Origin of the sequence: Actinomadura opuntiae, assembly GCF_030283205.1 — a bacterium.
Lineage (GTDB): Bacteria > Actinomycetota > Actinomycetes > Streptosporangiales > Streptosporangiaceae > Spirillospora.
This window is the reverse complement of the sequence record NZ_JASNWF010000021.1, coordinates 103,274-116,714: the sequence shown is the minus strand read 5'-3', so window position 1 is coordinate 116,714 and position 13,441 is coordinate 103,274. Positions and strand designations below refer to the sequence as shown.

General features: G+C 73.1%; 11 protein-coding genes. 3 read left to right on the top strand and 8 right to left on the bottom strand.

The genetic code is table 11. The features are described 5' to 3' along the window. The 5 genes from carB to pyrR are packed head-to-tail and all read right to left on the bottom strand — an operon-like array spanning nt 1 to nt 7,328. Complete coding sequence (carB, locus tag QP089_RS37325) at nt 1-3,372, bottom strand: carbamoyl-phosphate synthase large subunit (RefSeq protein WP_285918418.1); 3,372 nt, start codon at nt 3,370-3,372, stop codon at nt 1-3. Further along, on the bottom strand, nt 3,372-4,490 hold the full coding sequence (carA, locus tag QP089_RS37320; RefSeq protein ID WP_285918416.1) for a glutamine-hydrolyzing carbamoyl-phosphate synthase small subunit: 1,119 nt from the start codon (nt 4,488-4,490) through the stop codon (nt 3,372-3,374). The genes carB and carA overlap by 1 nt, the downstream gene beginning before the upstream one ends. After that, on the bottom strand, nt 4,487-5,773 hold the full coding sequence (locus QP089_RS37315; protein WP_285918414.1) for a dihydroorotase: 1,287 nt from the start codon (nt 5,771-5,773) through the stop codon (nt 4,487-4,489). Before QP089_RS37315 ends, carA begins: the two co-directional genes overlap by 4 nt. After that, nucleotides 5,770-6,711, bottom strand: a complete 942-nt coding sequence (locus QP089_RS37310) for an aspartate carbamoyltransferase catalytic subunit (RefSeq protein WP_190861828.1) — start codon at nt 6,709-6,711, stop codon at nt 5,770-5,772. The genes QP089_RS37315 and QP089_RS37310 overlap by 4 nt, the downstream gene beginning before the upstream one ends. Then, nucleotides 6,708-7,328 carry a bifunctional pyr operon transcriptional regulator/uracil phosphoribosyltransferase PyrR gene (pyrR, locus tag QP089_RS37305; RefSeq protein WP_446474117.1) on the bottom strand — a complete coding sequence of 207 codons (621 nt, stop codon included), beginning with the start codon at nt 7,326-7,328 and terminating at the stop codon, nt 6,708-6,710. The genes QP089_RS37310 and pyrR overlap by 4 nt, the downstream gene beginning before the upstream one ends. A 415-nt stretch (nt 7,329-7,743) precedes the next feature. Between pyrR and bldD the strand changes: the two genes are divergently transcribed. After that, complete coding sequence (gene bldD, locus QP089_RS37300; protein ID WP_030145002.1) at nt 7,744-8,238, top strand: transcriptional regulator BldD; 495 nt, start codon at nt 7,744-7,746, stop codon at nt 8,236-8,238. 281 nt (nt 8,239-8,519) lie between these two features. On the opposite strand, the gene QP089_RS37295 is transcribed toward bldD, so the two are convergent. From QP089_RS37295 to QP089_RS37285, 3 genes are all read right to left on the bottom strand, one after another. Next, nucleotides 8,520-9,929 carry an MFS transporter gene (locus QP089_RS37295; protein WP_285918409.1) on the bottom strand — a complete coding sequence of 470 codons (1,410 nt, stop codon included), beginning with the start codon at nt 9,927-9,929 and terminating at the stop codon, nt 8,520-8,522. 64 nt (nt 9,930-9,993) lie between these two features. Continuing rightward, nucleotides 9,994-11,196 carry a CoA transferase gene (locus QP089_RS37290; protein WP_285918407.1) on the bottom strand — a complete coding sequence of 401 codons (1,203 nt, stop codon included), beginning with the start codon at nt 11,194-11,196 and terminating at the stop codon, nt 9,994-9,996. A gap of 607 nt (nt 11,197-11,803) precedes the next feature. Next, a complete protein-coding gene (locus QP089_RS37285; protein WP_285918405.1) occupies nt 11,804-12,280 on the bottom strand; it encodes an SAV_6107 family HEPN domain-containing protein in 477 nt (158 codons plus the stop codon). 281 nt (nt 12,281-12,561) lie between these two features. On the opposite strand from QP089_RS37285, the gene QP089_RS37280 reads away from it, so the two are divergent. Further along, a complete protein-coding gene (locus QP089_RS37280) occupies nt 12,562-13,026 on the top strand; it encodes a YbaK/EbsC family protein (protein ID WP_285918403.1) in 465 nt (154 codons plus the stop codon). A gap of 11 nt (nt 13,027-13,037) precedes the next feature. Beyond that, a complete protein-coding gene (locus QP089_RS37275) occupies nt 13,038-13,388 on the top strand; it encodes an arsenate reductase family protein (protein WP_285918402.1) in 351 nt (116 codons plus the stop codon). The last annotated feature ends 53 nt before the right edge of the window (nt 13,389-13,441 follow it).

Genomic DNA, 13,441 nt, shown 5'->3' with positions numbered 1-13,441 from the left:
TCACCCGGGCGTCACCGCGCCGTCACCGGCCCCCGCGGCCCCGGTGCGTCCGTGGGCGCCGGCGATCCGCTCGGCGTGCTCCTGGAGGGAGCGGACGCCGACCTGGCCGCCCGCGACGGCCTCGATGCCCTGGACGGCGGCGGCGAGCCCCTGGACGGTCGTCACGCACGGTACGCCCCGCAGCACGGCCGCGGTGCGGATCTCGTAACCGTCGAGCCGCGGCCCCGACTGGCCGGGGCTTCCGAAGGGAGTATTGACGATGAGGTCGACCTCGCCGTCCAGGACGCGCCGCACGATGGTGGGCTCGCCGTCCGGGCCCGGGCCTTCGCTGTGCTTGCGCACGATCTTGGCACGCACGCCGTTGCGGCGCAGGACCTCCGCGGTCCCTTCCGTGGCAAGAATCTCAAAGCCCAGGTCAGCCAGGCGCTTGACGGGGAAGATCATGTGCCGCTTGTCCCGGTTCGCCACCGACACGAACGCGCGGCCCTTGGTGGGCAGCGAGCCGTAGGCGGCCTGCTGCGACTTGGCGAACGCGGTGCCGAACACCTCGTCGATGCCCATGACCTCGCCGGTGGAGCGCATCTCGGGGCCGAGGACGGTGTCGACGCCCTGCCCGCGCTCGTTGCGGAACCGGTCGAAGGGCAGCACGGCCTCCTTGACCGCGATCGGCGCGTCCAGCGGCAGCGAGCCGCCGTCGCCGGAGGCCGGGAGCAGCCCCTCGCCGCGCAGTTCGGCGATCTTGGCGCCCATCATGACGCGGGCGGCGGCCTTGGCGAGCTGCACCGCGGTCGCCTTGGACACGAACGGGACGGTGCGGGACGCGCGCGGGTTGGCCTCCAGGACGTACAGGACGCCCGCCGACAGCGCGTACTGGACGTTCATCAGCCCGCGCACCCCGACGCCCTTGGCGAGCGCCTCGGTGGACTCGCGGATGCGGCGGACGTCGTCGTGGCCGAGGGTGATGGGCGGCAGCGCGCACGCCGAGTCGCCGGAGTGGATGCCGGCCTCCTCGATGTGCTCCATGACGCCGCCGAGGTACAGCTCCTCGCCGTCGTAGAGGGCGTCGACGTCGATCTCGATCGCCTCGTCGAGGAACCGGTCGACGAGCACCGGGTGCTCGGGGCTCGCCTCGGTCGCCCGCGCCATGTACGACTCCAGCGTGGAGTCGTCGTACACGATCTCCATGCCGCGCCCGCCGAGCACATACGAGGGCCGGACGAGGACCGGGTAGCCGATCTCGGCGGCGATCTCGAGGGCCTCCTCGTAGGACGTGGCGGTGCCGTGCTTGGGCGCGAGCAGCCCGGCACGGTGCAGGACGTGCCCGAACGCGCCGCGGTCCTCGGCGAGGTGGATGCTCTCGGGGGACGTCCCGACGATCGGCACGCCGGCGTCCTTGAGCTTCTGCGCCAGGCCCAGCGGGGTCTGCCCGCCGAGCTGGACGATCACGCCCGCGACCTCGCCGGACTGCTGCTCGGCGTGCACCACCTCCAGGACGTCCTCCAGGGTGAGCGGCTCGAAGTACAGCCGGTCGGAGGTGTCGTAGTCGGTGGAGACGGTCTCGGGGTTGCAGTTGACCATGACCGTCTCGTAGCCGGCCTCGGCCAGCGTGAACGAGGCGTGGACGCACGAGTAGTCGAACTCGACGCCCTGCCCGATCCGGTTGGGCCCGCTGCCGAGGATGATCACCTTGGGCTTGGCGCCCGGCGGGACCTCGGTCTCCTCGTCGTAGGCGGAGTACAGGTACGGGGTCTGCGCGGCGAACTCGGCGGCGCAGGTGTCGACCGTCAGGTAGACGGGCCGGACGCCGAGCGCGTGCCGCAGTTCCCGGACGACCTCCTCCGACAGCCCGCGCAGCTCGCCGATCTGCGCGTCGGAGAACCCGTGCCGCTTGGCGCGCAGCAGCTTGTCGCGGGTGAGCGCGTCGTCGGCGGTGCGGATCTCCTCGGCGATCTCGTTGATCGCGGCGATCTGGTCGAGGAACCACGGGTCGATCCGGGTCGCCTCGTAGGCCTCCTGGAGGCCCGCCCCGGCCGCCAGCGCGCGCTGGACGTCCCGCAGCCGCCCCTCGTGCGGGCGGCTGGCCGACTCCAGCAGCGCGGCCGGGTCGGCGCCGTCGATCCCGGCCCAGCTGAACGAGGACCCCTTGCGCTCCAGCGACCGCAGCGCCTTCTGCAGCGCCTCGGTGAAGCAGCGGCCGATCGCCATCGCCTCGCCGACCGACTTCATGTGGGTGGTGAGGGTCGGGTCGGCGCCGGGGAACTTCTCGAACGCGAACCGTGGCACCTTCACCACGACGTAGTCGAGGGTCGGCTCGAACGACGCGGGCGTCTCGCGGGTGATGTCGTTCGGGATCTCGTCGAGGGTGTAGCCGATGGCGAGCTTCGCGGCGATCTTGGCGATCGGGAAGCCGGTGGCCTTGGACGCCAGCGCCGACGACCGCGACACCCGCGGGTTCATCTCGATGACGATCATCCGGCCGGTGCCGGGGTGCACCGCGAACTGGATGTTGCAGCCGCCGGTGTCGACGCCGACCTCGCGGATCACCGCGATCGCGACGTCGCGCATGTTCTGGTACTCGCGGTCGGTCAGCGTCATCGCGGGCGCGACGGTGATCGAGTCGCCGGTGTGCACGCCCATCGGGTCGAGGTTCTCGATGGAGCAGACGATGACCACGTTGTCGGCGCGGTCCCGCATGACCTCCAGCTCGTACTCCTTCCAGCCGAGGATGGACTCCTCCAGGAGCACCTCGCTGGTCGGGGACGCGTCGAGGCCGGCGCCGGCGATGCGGCGCAGCTCGTCCTCGTCGTGGGCGAAGCCGGAGCCCCGGCCGCCCATCGTGAACGACGGCCGCACGACGAGCGGGTAGCCGAGCTCGCCGGCGGCCGCGACGATCTCGTCCATCGTGTGGCAGATCACCGACTTGGCGGACTCGGCGTTCAGGCCCTGCTCGGCCGCCACCTTGGCGACGATCTCCTTGAACTTCTCGCGGTTCTCGCCGGCCTGGATCGCGTCCACGTCGGCGCCGATCAGCTCGACCCCGTACCGCGCCAGGACGCCGCTCTCGAACAGCGCGATGGCGGTGTTGAGGGCCGTCTGGCCGCCGAGGGTGGGCAGCAGCGCGTCCGGCCGCTCCTTGGCGATGATCTTCTCGACGACCTCGGGGGTGATCGGCTCGACGTAGGTGGCGTCGGCGAACTCCGGGTCGGTCATGATCGTGGCGGGGTTGCTGTTGACCAGCGTCACCCGCAGGCCCTCGGCCTTCAGCACCCGGCACGCCTGGGTGCCGGAGTAGTCGAACTCGCACGCCTGGCCGATGACGATCGGCCCCGAGCCGATGACCAGGACGGACTTCAGGTCTTCGCGGCGCGGCATTACTTCGACGCCTCCATCAGGTCGCAGAAACGGTCGAAGAGGCCGGACGCGTCGTGCGGGCCCGCCGCCGCCTCCGGGTGGTACTGGACGCTGAACGCCGGGCGGTCCAGGAGCCGCAGCCCCTCGACGCAGCCGTCGTTGAGGTTCACGTGGCTGACCTCGGCGCGCCCGTAGGGGGTGTCGAAGGGGCCGTCGGTGGGGGCGTCCACGGCGAACCCGTGGTTGTGCGCCGACACGTCGACCTTGCCGGTCGCGCGGTCCTGGACGGGCTGGTTGATGCCCCGGTGCCCGAACCGCAGCTTGTAGGTGCCGAGGCCGAGCGCGCGGCCGAAGATCTGGTTGCCGAAGCAGATGCCGAAGAACGGCTTGCCGGCGTCCAGGACGCCGCGCAGCGCGTCCACGGCGTAGCCGGCGGCGGCGGGGTCGCCGGGGCCGTTGGAGAAGAACACCCCGTCGGGGTTCAGCGCGAGGATGTCCTCGGCGGTGCTGCCCGCGGGCAGCACGTGCACCTCGCAGCCGCGCTCGGACATCCGGTACGGCGTCATCGACTTGATGCCGAGGTCGACGGCGGCGACGGTGTAGCGCTTCTCGCCCTGCGCCTGGACGACGTAGGGCTCGGCGGCCGAGACGTCGCGGGCGAGGTCGGCGCCCTCCATCGACGGGCTTTGCCGGACGCGCTCCAGCAGCGCGTCCTCGCCGGGCGCGAGGGCGTCCGGGCCGCTGAAGATCGCGGCGCGCATCGCGCCCCTGTCGCGCAGGTGCCGCGTCAGCGCGCGGGTGCCGGGGATCGCGATGCCGACGATCCCCTGGTCGCGCAGCGCCGACCCGAGCGAGCCGGTGGCGCGCCAGTTGGAGGCCACGCGCGCGGGCTCGCGCACCACGTACCCGGCGACCTGGATGCGCTTGGACTCCGGGTCCTCGGTGTTGATCCCGGTGTTGCCGATGTGGGGGGACGTCATGGCCACGATCTGGCGGGCGTAGGAGGGGTCGGTGAGCGTCTCCTGGTAGCCGGTCATGCCGGTGTTGAAGACCATCTCGCCGAAGGTCTCCCCCGTGGCGCCGTAGGCGGCCCCGTGGAAGACCCTGCCGTCTTCCAGAACGAGCAGAGCAGGGGTCACTGAAGCTTCCCTTCCAGGACGGTCGGCGCGCCGCGCAGGAACGTCGCGACGACCCGGCCCGGCAGCTCCAGCCCCGCGAACGGGGTGTTGCGGCTCTTGGAGGTCATCGCCGACGGGTCCACGGCGCGGCGCGGCGACGGGTCGTACAGCGTGATGTTGGCGGGCGAACCTGCCTCCAGCGGACGACCCTGTCCGGTAAGGCGGCCGATCTTCGCGGGACGGAGCGACATGCGGTCGGCGACCCCGGCCCAGTCCAGCAGGCCGGTCTCGATCATGGCCTCCTGGACGACCGGCAGCGCCGTCTCCAGGCCGATCATGCCCATCGCCGCGACCGCCCACTCGGTCTCCTTGGCCTCGACCGGGTGGGGGGCGTGGTCGGTGGCGACGCAGTCGATGGTGCCGTCGGCGAGCGCGTGCCGCAGCGCGGTGACGTCGTCGGCGGTGCGCAGCGGCGGGTTGACCTTGAAGATCGGGTCGTACGTCCCGGCCCTGGCGTCGTTGAGCAGCAGGTGGTGCGGGGTGACCTCGGCGGTCACCGGGCAGCCCTTGCTCTTGGCCCACCGGATGATCTCCACCGAGCCGGCGGTGGAGACGTGGCAGACGTGCAGCCGCGACCCGACGTGCTGGGCGAGCAGCACGTCCCGGGCGATGATCGCCTCCTCGGCGACCGCGGGCCAGCCGCGCAGCCCGAGCGCCGCCGACATCTCGCCCTCGTTCATCTGCGCGCCCTCGGTGAGCCGGGGCTCCTGCGCGTGCTGGGCGACGACGCCGTCGAACGCCTTCACGTACTCCAGCGCCCGCCGCATGATCACCGCGTCGGACACGCAGTGCCCGTCGTCGGAGAACACCCGGACCCGCGCGGCGGAGTCGGCCATCGCGCCGAGCTCGGCGAGCTTCTCGCCGGCGATCCCGCGCGTCACGGCCCCGACGGGCTGGACGTCGCAGTACCCGGCCTCGCGGCCGAGCCGCCAGACCTGCTCGACCACGCCGGCGGTGTCGGCGACCGGGTCGGTGTTGGCCATCGCGTGGACGGCGGTGTAGCCGCCCATCGCGGCCGCCTTCGTGCCGGACTCGACGGTCTCGGCGTCCTCGCGTCCGGGCTCGCGCAGGTGGGTGTGCAGGTCGACCAGGCCGGGCAGCGCCACCAGGCCCTCGGCGTCGACGACCTGCGCGCCGGCCTCGTCCAGGCCGGTCCCGACCTCGGCGATGACGCCGTCGCGGACCAGGAGATCGGCCGGCTCGCCGCCCAGGATCCGGGCGCCCTTGATGATGTGCGTGCTCACTGGGAGACCTCCTGGCCGATCGCCGGCTCGGAGCCCCCGAGCAGCAGGTACAGGACCGCCATGCGGGCGCTGACGCCGTTGGCGACCTGCTCGACGATGGTGGAACGGACGGAGTCGGCGACCTCTGCGGCGATCTCGACGCCGCGGTTCATCGGTCCGGGGTGCATGACGATGGCGTGGTCGGGCAGCGCCGCCATGCGCTCGGCGTCCAGGCCGTAGCGGCGGCTGTACTCGCGGACCGTCGGGAAGTAGGCGGCGTTCATCCGCTCCTGCTGGACGCGCAGCATCATGATGACGTCGCTCTTGGGGAGCACGCCGTCCAGGTCGTAGGAGACCGAGCAGGGCCAGGTGTCGATCGCGACCGGCAGCAGCGTCGGCGGCGCGACGACGGTGACGTCGGCGCCGAGCGTGTTCAGCAGCAGCACGTTGGATCGTGCCACCCGGCTGTGCAGGACGTCGCCGACGATCGTGACGCGGCGGCCCTCCAGGTCGCCGAGCCGCTTGCGCATCGTGAACGCGTCCAGCAGCGCCTGCGTCGGGTGCTCGTGGGTGCCGTCGCCGGCGTTGACGACGCTGCCCTGCACCCAGCCCGCCAGCCGGTGCGGCGCGCCGGACGCGCCGTGCCGGATGACGACGCCGTCGGCGCCCATCGCCTCCAGGGTGAGCGCGGTGTCCTTCAGGCTCTCGCCCTTGGACACGCTGGACCCCTTCGCGGAGAAGTTGATCACGTCGGCGGACAGCCGCTTGGCGGCCGCCTCGAACGAGATCCGGGTGCGGGTGGAGTCCTCGAAGAACAGGTTGACGACCGTCCGGCCGCGCAGCGTCGGCAGCTTCTTGACGGCGCGGCTCGCGATCTGGGCCAGCTCCTCGGCCGTGTCCAGCACCAGCAGCGCGTCGTCGCGGGTGAGGTCGGCCGCCGAGATCAGATGGCGTTTCACTTGGCTCCCTCCGCGGGCGCGGGCGCCCCTGCCGCGGGGCCGAGCAGCACGGCGTCGCGGCCGTCGTTCTCGGCCAGCAGCACCTTCACGTTCTCGCGCATCGAGGTGGGCAGGTTCTTGCCCACGTAGTCGGCGCGGATGGGCAGTTCCCGGTGCCCGCGGTCCACCAGGACGGCGAGCTGGACGGCGCGCGGGCGGCCGAGGTCGTTGAGCGCGTCGAGCGCGGCGCGGACCGTCCGGCCGGAGAACAGCACGTCGTCGACCAGCACCACCACGCGGTCGTCGATCCCGTCGGACGGCAGCTCGGTGCGGCCGAGCGCGCGGGCGGGGCGCATGCGCAGGTCGTCGCGGTACATGGTGACGTCGAGGGACCCCCACGGCACCGGCCGGCCCTCGACGTCGTGCAGCAGCCCGGCGAGCCGCTCGGCGAGCGTCACGCCGCGCGTCTGGATGCCGAGGAGCAGGACGTCGTGCCCGCCCTTGGTGCGTTCGAGGATCTCGTGCGCGATCCGGGTCAGCGCGCGTCTGATGTCGGGACCCTCGAGAACGGCCTTGGGCCGGGGATCTCCGTCCGCGCGCGCCCCGGCAGGCCGGACCGGCCTGGAGGCAGCATTCACCGCCGGAACCTCCTTTCCCGCCTCACGGGACGGGTCTTAAAGGACGCCTTGTCCCGACCACGGTAGCAGCCGGGCGCGGCTGCCCCGCACCGGGCCCGTCGAGCGTCCTGCCTGGTGAGACGGGGTGAGAGGGGTCACATTCCGGGCCGCCGGCCGGGCCCGCCCGGCGGCCGCGCGGCCGCCGGGGGCCCGCCGCGCCGGGCCTTCCGGGGATCCGGACGACCCGGATCGAGACCTGCGGATTCGACCGCTTTTTTCCAATCAGCTTGACCTAGGGCCTTCCCCGTTTTACCGTCACTGTCCGTAACCATCCCTGGAGACAGGGTCTTGGGGCCCAATGGCGCCGGGAAACTGTCTCCCCCCGGCCTCCCGCCGGGGTCCAACGACGACGAAAGTGAGCCTGGGGGGCCGCAGAATGCCGTCTGAATACGCAAAGGCTCTCGGCGCGCGCCTGCGCGCCATCCGCACCCAGCAGGGGCTGTCGCTGCACGGTGTGGAGGAGAAGTCCCGCGGCCGCTGGAAGGCCGTCGTCGTGGGTTCGTACGAGCGGGGCGACCGCGCCGTCACCGTTCAGAAGCTGGCCGAGCTCGCCGATTTCTACGGCGTGCCGGTTTCCGAGTTGCTGCCCGGCGGAGCCGCGCCGAGCCCGCTCGGGCCTACGCCCAAGCTCGTCATCGACCTTGAGCGGCTGCAGCAGCTTCCGAAGGACAAGGCCGGTCCTCTCGCCCGCTACGCCGCGACGATCCAGAGCCAGCGGGGCGACTACAACGGAAAGGTCCTGTCCATCCGCCAGGAAGACCTACGGTCCCTGGCGGTCATCTATGACAAGTCCCCGACCGAGCTGACCGAGGAGCTCATCACCTGGGGCGTGCTCGACCCGGAGGCGCGCCGCGCCGTCGAGTCGTTCTGACCCGCGGGGGCGCGGGGGGCCTTCCCCCGCGAAAGGCACCGCCCCCGCCGCACCACCGAGACGGGGCCCGGCCGCCGGCCGGGCCCCGTTCCGCGCCCGCCCGCAGTTCCGCGCCCGCGCGCCGTTCCCGATCGGGCGCCGCGCGCCGAACTCGATAGCGATTCCTCCCGCAATCCACCGGGGGCATGGAATTTCCCCGAAAAGCCCGGCGGCCTCTCCCGCACTCGCCGGTTCCCCCGGCCCACGCGGCGCATCGATCACTCTGCGTCCAACCTCCCGCGTCACCCCACCGGAGCGGTGCGACACTCCTTGCCCGCGAGGGGCGCGCACCTGCGCGGACGGCCCCGCCGGGGCACGAGCAGAGCGAGCGGGAGGACGGCGGCCATGACGGCGGAGCTGACCGCGAACCCGGTCGAGAAGCCGCGCTCGCCCGGCAGGCCGGCGACGATCACGGCGCTGACCTGGGTGCCGAGGGACGCGCCGACCGTCCGGATGAGGGTGTTGATGCCGGTGGCGACGCCCGTCTCCCCCGCCGGGACCGCCGCGACGACGAGGTTCGCGACGGCGGCGTAGGCGAACCCGAGCCCGATGCCGCGTCCCAGGCCGCCGGCGTAGAGCTGCCACATGGCCGCGTGCTGGACGGTCACGAACGCGTAGCCGGCGGCGGTCATCACCGCGCCGCCGAGCAGGACCATCCGGGACCCGATCCGGCGGTCGAGGATCCCGGCGACCATGCCCGCCGCCGTCATCCCGATGCTGGCGGGCAGCTGGAGCAGGGCCGCCTGCGTGGCCGTCCCGCCGAAGCCGTAGCCGGTGCCCGCCGGCAGCTGGACGAGGAGCGGGAACAGCAGCCCGCCCGCCATCAGCGCGTACCCGGACAGCAGCGAGGCGGCGTTCGCCGTCCACACCCCGCGCAGCCGCATCAGGCGCAGGTCGACCAGCGGTTCGGCGACGCGGGCCTCGACCCGCAGCCACACCGCCGCCAGCACCGCCGCCAGGGCGAGCAGGCCGAGCACGCCGGGGGACGCCCAGCCCCAGTCCATCCCCTCGGTGAGCGCGGTCAGCGCGGCCACCAGCCAGCCGGCGAACAGCGCGGCGCCCCACCAGTCGACCCTGGCCGCGTCGCGCGGCGGGGACGTGGGAACGATCCACCAGGCGAGCACGAGGCCCGGCAGGAGCCCGGCCACCGGCACCCACAGCAGCCAGCGCCAGCCCACCAGGTCGATGATCGGCCCGGCGATGCACCAGGAGATCGCGCCGCCGAGGCCGAGCATGGACGACATCAGGCCGACCGCCGACGCCGTCCGGGCGGGCGGGTAGACGTCGCGGATGATCGTGTAGGCGAGCGGGAAGACACCGCCGCCGATCCCGCCGAGCATCCGTCCGGCCAGCATCAGCGGCAGCGACCCGGCCGCCGCCGCGACGACCATCCCGGCGGTGGCGACCACCAGCACGGCCAGCAGCACGCGGCGCGGGCCGTACAGGTCGCCGAGCCGGCCGATCACCGGCGTGGACACGGCCGCCGACAGCGTCATCGCGGTGATCGCCCAGGCGGCCCCGGCCGCCGAAGTGTGCAGGCCCTGCTGGATCAGCGCGAGCGCGGGGGTCACGACGGCCATGGACAGCGAGTACGCCATCATGCCGAGGAACGCCAGCAGCGGCACCAGCCCTCGTCCGCCCCGCGCCGTCACCACGCCCTCCTTTACTTCGCCGCCCTAACGATCTCATGGACGGACGAAGCAGGGACAAAGCGGGTCATTTCATGGCGGGCTCGCCGACGATGCCGCGCTCCCGCAGCGACCGCGCCTCGTCCGCCGGGACGCCCAGCACCTCGCGGAGGACCTCGTCGGTGTCGGCGCCGAGCACCGGCGCGTGCGCCGGGACGGGAACGTCCTCACCCAGCCGCAGCGGCGACGCCGGGGCGAGATGGGGGCCGATCCCCGGCTCGTCGAGCTCGGCCATGAGCGGCTCGTCGTGCAGGCCGGCGGCGACCTCGGCGAAGTCGCGGTACCGGGAGCACAGCACGGAGGTGCCCTTCAGCCCGTCCTCGACCTCCGCGCAGGTGCGGGACGCGAACCAGGGGGCGAGGACGCCGCCGAGCGCGTCCCGGTAGGCGTACCGGTCGACGGCGGTGCGGAAGTCGGCGCCGAGGGCCCGCTCCAGCGCCTCGGCGACCTCGGCGAGCCCCGTGGCGGCGACCAGGTCGCGCCAGTGCCGCGCGGTCAGCACCGCGACCATGACCCGTCCGTCGCTGGTGACGAAGTCGCGCCCGAAGTCGCCGAACAGCCGGTTCCCCAGGCGCGGCCGCACCTGCCCGAGCTGCGCCTCCGCGAGCATCCCGAGGTTCCCGGCCGTGGCGAGCGCCACATCGGACAGCGCGACCCGCAGCCGGGTCCCCTCGCCGGTGCGCAGCCGGTGCCGCTCGGCGGCCAGCAGCCCGATCGCGAGGTACAGCCCGCACGCCACGTCCCAGGCCGGCATCACGTGGTTGGACGGCTCGGCGCTCCCGGACGGCCCGGTGATCGACGGGAACCCCAGCGCGGCGTTCACCGTGTAGTCGACGGCGTTGCCGCCGTCCCGCGTACCGAGCAGCTGCACATGGATCAGATCCGGCCGCGCCTCCCGCAGCGCCTCGTAGGTCAGCCCGTCGCGCGGCGGCGCGTTCGTCAGCACGACGCCGGCCTCGCCCGCCAGCCGAGCGACGAGCGCCCGCCCCTCGGCCGACCGCAGGTCGACGGTCAGCGACCGCTTCCCCTTGTTCAGCCCGGCCCAGTACAAGCTCCGCCCGGACGGCGCGAGCGGCCAGCGGTCGATGTCGGGCCCTCCCCCCACCTGATCGACCCGGATCACGTCAGCGCCCAGCTGGGCGAGGGTCATCCCGCCGAGCGGCGAGGCGACGAAGCTGGACAGCTCGATCACCCGCAGCCCCGCCAACGGCAACGTCGCATCACTCTGCATCCCACCGAGTATGCGCACCCCCACCCAACCCCCCACCGCCGCCCCACCGCCCTCAGCCGAGACCCCCAACACACCACCGCAACCGGCAACCCCAACCACGCGCCGCCCCGACCCGCCGCGATCGCGAGCAAAGCGAGACCCACCGATCCCGCGCCCCCAGCCGTCCTCCCCCAGCCCCGCGCCGACCTGGACCGTTGCGATCGCGAGCGAAGCCAACTTCGAGCGAAGCGAGAACTTGATCGCGCAGCGAGGCCCCCAGGGCCGAGTCGAAGCGATGCAGCGATCGCACGCAGTGCCCGCCGAAGGGAGGGCCCCCAGGGCCCGACCGCCAAGGGCACTGCAAAACAACTCGGACCGCGCCGGGCCGGTCGGCTCGGGGGGATGCGACCGGCGCCGGCGCGGCCGGCTCGGAGTGTCTTCAGTTGTTGCTCTCCTCAGCCCTGCGCCGACCCGAACCGTCGCGATCGCGAGCGAAGCCGGATTCGAGCGAAGCGAGAATCCGATCGCGCAGCGAGGCCCCCAGGGCCGAGCCGGAGCGATGCAGCGATCGCACGCAGTGCCCGCCGAAGGGAGGGCCCCCAGGGCCCGACCGCCAAGGGCACTGCAATCAAGGCAGAGTGGGTTGGCTGGTGATGCCGAGGGTGTCTTCGACGAGGGTGACGAAGACTTCGGCGTCGTGGAGGAGTTCCTCCGCTTCGCGCGGGGTGACGGCGCGCGGGAGGCCGGCTTCGGCGGCGGCGCGCTTGTCGGCGCCGGCGGCGAAGAACGCGGCCCATTCGCGCAGGGCGGGTTCGGCTTCGGGCAGCAGGACCCAGACGCTGCGCGGGCGTCCGCGCCGGTGGGTCTCCAGGGGCTCCTTGGACGCCAGCACCGCGGCGGCGGCGCGCAGCGCGGCGAGGTGGGCGCAGACGTAGCGGACGGCGGGCGAGGTCGCCTCGGCGGCCTCGGCGAGGCCCATGCGGGCGGCGTGCAGCTGGCCGACCGCCGTGTGCGCCGGGCGCGGCGCCGGGAGCGCGCGGTGGCGCGGGGGCGGCGCGGGCTGGGCGGCGGAGTGGGCTCCGCGCGCGGCCGTCGTTGCGGACATGACTGCCTCCTTCCGGGGCTCGGGCCGGCCGGGCGGAGAGCTTCCCCTCACTCCGCCCGGCCGTCCGTCCCGCCGGCCACTGCTGCGCCGGTCGGGGACGTCGCCCTGGCGCGGGCCGCGAGTCCCGCGCCACATCGAACATAAGTTCGACGCACTCACAGTAAAGCGCCCTGTCGCCGATTCGTCAACGTGTTCGAACGCACGCCGCCCGACCTGCGCCGACGGCATATCCGCAGGAGAACGGCGGGATGGGACGGGCCACCGCACCGTAGGGTGCTGGCATGCATCCGAATGTCGAACGGGTCGCCGCGGCGCTGCGCGCGCAGGGCGCGGCGGGCCAGATCGTCGAGCTGCCGGATTCGGCCCGCACCGCGCAGGCCGCCGCGGACCAGCTCGGCTGCGAGGTCGGCGCGATCGCCAACAGCCTGGTGTTCGACGCCGACGGGGCGCCGCTGCTGGTGATGACGAGCGGCGCGCACCGCGTGGACACCGGCAAGGTCGCGCTCCTGGTGGGGGCGGAGAAGGTGGGGCGGGCGACGCCCGAGTTCGTCCGGGAGGCGACCGGGCAGCCGATCGGCGGCGTCGCGCCGGTCGGGCATCCGGCGCCGATCCGCACGCTGGTGGACGTGTGGCTGGACAAGTACGACGAGGTGTGGGCGGCGGGCGGGCATCCGCACACGGTCTTCCCGACCACGTACGAGGAACTGCTGAGGATCACCGGGGGCGCCCCGGCCGAGGTGGGTTGAGAGGACTGGGCATGGAGATCTGGCACAACCCGCGCTGCTCGAAGAGCCGTGCCGCCAAGGCCGCGCTGGACGAGGCGGGCGTGGAGTACACCGAGCGCCGCTATCTGGACGAGCCGCCCACGGCGGACGAGCTGGACGCGGTGCTGAAGCGGATCGGCGCGGAGCCGTGGGACGTGGCGCGGCTCGGCGAGCCGGTCGCCAGGGAGCTGGGCCTGAAGGACCTCGAGCACGACCGCGCCCGGTGGATCGAGATCATGGTGGCGAACCCGGTGCTGATCCAGCGTCCGATCGTGCTGACCGGCGGGGAGGCCGTCGTGGCGCGGGACCCGGAATCGGTCAGGAAGGCCCTCGACAGCCGCTGATGCGGGTGTGATTCTGGGGATCGGAACGCTGCGGCGTTCCATGCCGACGATGA

What these genes read in the sequence shown, in the direction of transcription:
- QP089_RS37290 (WP_285918407.1), bottom strand. Translation starts at nt 11,196, where the DNA reads ATGCAGAGTGATGCGACGTTGCCGTTGGCGGGGCTGCGGGTGATCGAG.
- QP089_RS37275 (WP_285918402.1), top strand. Translation starts at nt 13,038, where the DNA reads ATGGAGATCTGGCACAACCCGCGCTGCTCGAAGAGCCGTGCCGCCAAG.
- bldD (WP_030145002.1), top strand. Translation starts at nt 7,744, where the DNA reads ATGCCGTCTGAATACGCAAAGGCTCTCGGCGCGCGCCTGCGCGCCATC.
- carB (WP_285918418.1), bottom strand. Translation starts at nt 3,372, where the DNA reads ATGCCGCGCCGCGAAGACCTGAAGTCCGTCCTGGTCATCGGCTCGGGG.
- QP089_RS37280 (WP_285918403.1), top strand. Translation starts at nt 12,562, where the DNA reads ATGCATCCGAATGTCGAACGGGTCGCCGCGGCGCTGCGCGCGCAGGGC.
- QP089_RS37285 (WP_285918405.1), bottom strand. Translation starts at nt 12,280, where the DNA reads ATGTCCGCAACGACGGCCGCGCGCGGAGCCCACTCCGCCGCCCAGCCC.